The following is a 1,895-nucleotide window of genomic DNA, read 5'->3' on the forward strand; positions in this document are numbered from 1 at the left end:
GCTACAATATAATATCAAAGCCATCAATTAATTGATGGCTTTGATATATAGTCACTTATCATTCACGAATAGAAAACTTCTATTGTTTTAATTTTATCTACAGCTATTCTAGTTTGTTTTTTTACAAGCTTCATTTCTTTAAATCATTTTCTGCTTCATCTACAAATGACCAATAGAGCTGATAAAACTCGTCTGATTTCTGTTTTTCAGCTGGCGTTAGTCCGTAAGACCATTGTCCATTTATGCTTCCTAGTAACTTTATCCCTCCAACGACGACATTATAGTTATAACCACCTAATGAATTGATGCTAGGACGCAACATGCCACCCGCCTCAAGACTTTTATTCATTTCCGTTTGTATATTGTCGTGTTTAATCAAATAATCCACAAGCGTCCTTGGGCCTATCTGTGTTGTTTCCTCTGCTTCGAATTTTTTTATTGCTTGCATCGCTTGTTTGTGAAGCGTTTTTCGGTCAGGGGATACAGAAGAAATATATTGTGCGTGTAATTTATTTTTCTCGTAATGAAAGCCTTCTATTGCGTCTCGATTTGTATTTCGCGCTGATTTTTCAACTAATGCTTTGAGTTGGCTAATTAATACATCCTGCGGGGGAACTTTCATGCCTTTCGTCGGGATGATATCCCAATTCGGTGTATTTAATGAACGACTTGCAATCAGATTGACATTTGACTGCATTCCTACCTCATTTGGCGTATAGTTGCATAGTAGTCCGGAAGTCTGAACACTTTCCTTAGAGTATACAAATGCTCCTGTTAAATGGGATGGAGCACTTTTTATAGGATTACTTTTATTCGTTGAATATACAGGGGTAGATTGTATTTGCGATAAATTAGTGATTTTCATAACTTTATTACATCCCTTTCAAATTTTAAACATTTGAAGTGTTCTTTCACTTTTTGTCTATTTCGCACCACTTGCAATATCATTGATATAATTGGATTTCATAGTGCTGTTTTTAAAAGTGTTATTTGTATTCTATTATCATTTTGCTACCGAATACGGTGAACCCATCCATACCTGTCTGCTGCTTAAGAATAGTTCCTTCTAACTGAACAAACCACCTAACATTAGCATCTTTATCTTTAAAAAATGTTGTTTTACTAGTAGATGTTGGGTTATTCGTTTTCTGAAACTTTACGGCAGTAGATGTACTACCGTCATAGCTAATAAGATAGTTGTCAATTGTTGTGAATTGAGATTGTGTCACTTTTATATCAGATGGACAATAGATAGTGATGCTAACTACTTTCGATTTAGCGGGAATTACTTTGGTTAAATCAATGTATTGTCCGATAGATGTAACCTTACCTGTTTGGCCCGCCGATGTAGCGAAATCTTTTGAAAGTACGCTTGTATTAGTTGGATTAATTGCATATAACGATGTATCTAAAACGTCTTCTAAAGGTACCTCAATACTTTTTACCTCATTGTCATCTGTCGTTGGTATGTATTCTGATGCAAGAGTAGCTGGCATACCAATAGACAATACTATAGCTGCTGTCAATCCTGAGAATATGAACTTTTTCAAATTTAGAACCACCTTCATATTTTGTTAAAAATACTTTTAACCAGCACTATGAATATTAATTATACCATAATTACCATTTAAATTACATTTATGTATTTTTTAACATTTAAATATACATTTATACAACTTGTTAAATGTGTGTAAAAAATCACTTACCGGTATTTATCGGTATCTATAATTTCTTTTGAAATTTGTTGTACTTTGTCAAAAGGTTCATCGTTTTAAAAAATCACCTGTTTTTTTCTTGAGGGCACTGAAAAAGTCCATATCTTCTCACATTGCGAGGTATTCAACGATTTAATCGTTGAATACCTCGCTTTTTTCATTTGGCACTGTGACTCTACT

2 protein-coding genes are annotated in these 1,895 nt (G+C 33.8%); both read right to left on the bottom strand.

Annotated elements, in window-relative coordinates; all coding sequences use genetic code 11:
- Window positions 1-130: 130 nt before the first annotated feature.
- Window positions 131-865, bottom strand: coding sequence for a hypothetical protein (locus PVA17_RS24665; RefSeq protein WP_274069324.1), 735 nt, complete (start codon window positions 863-865; stop codon window positions 131-133).
- A 121-nt stretch (window positions 866-986) separates the two neighbouring features.
- A complete protein-coding gene (locus tag PVA17_RS24670) occupies window positions 987-1,550 on the bottom strand; it encodes a hypothetical protein (protein WP_274069325.1) in 564 nt (187 codons plus the stop codon).
- Between the last annotated feature and the right edge of the window lie 345 nt (window positions 1,551-1,895).

The sequence above is a fragment of the Lysinibacillus sp. CNPSo 3705 genome, from assembly GCF_028674935.1.
Lineage (GTDB): Bacteria > Bacillota > Bacilli > Bacillales_A > Planococcaceae > Lysinibacillus.

Bases quoted from the DNA above. Each gene is read 5' to 3' on its own strand.
- PVA17_RS24665 (WP_274069324.1), bottom strand. From the start codon at position 865: ATGAAAATCACTAATTTATCGCAAATACAATCTACCCCTGTATATTCA.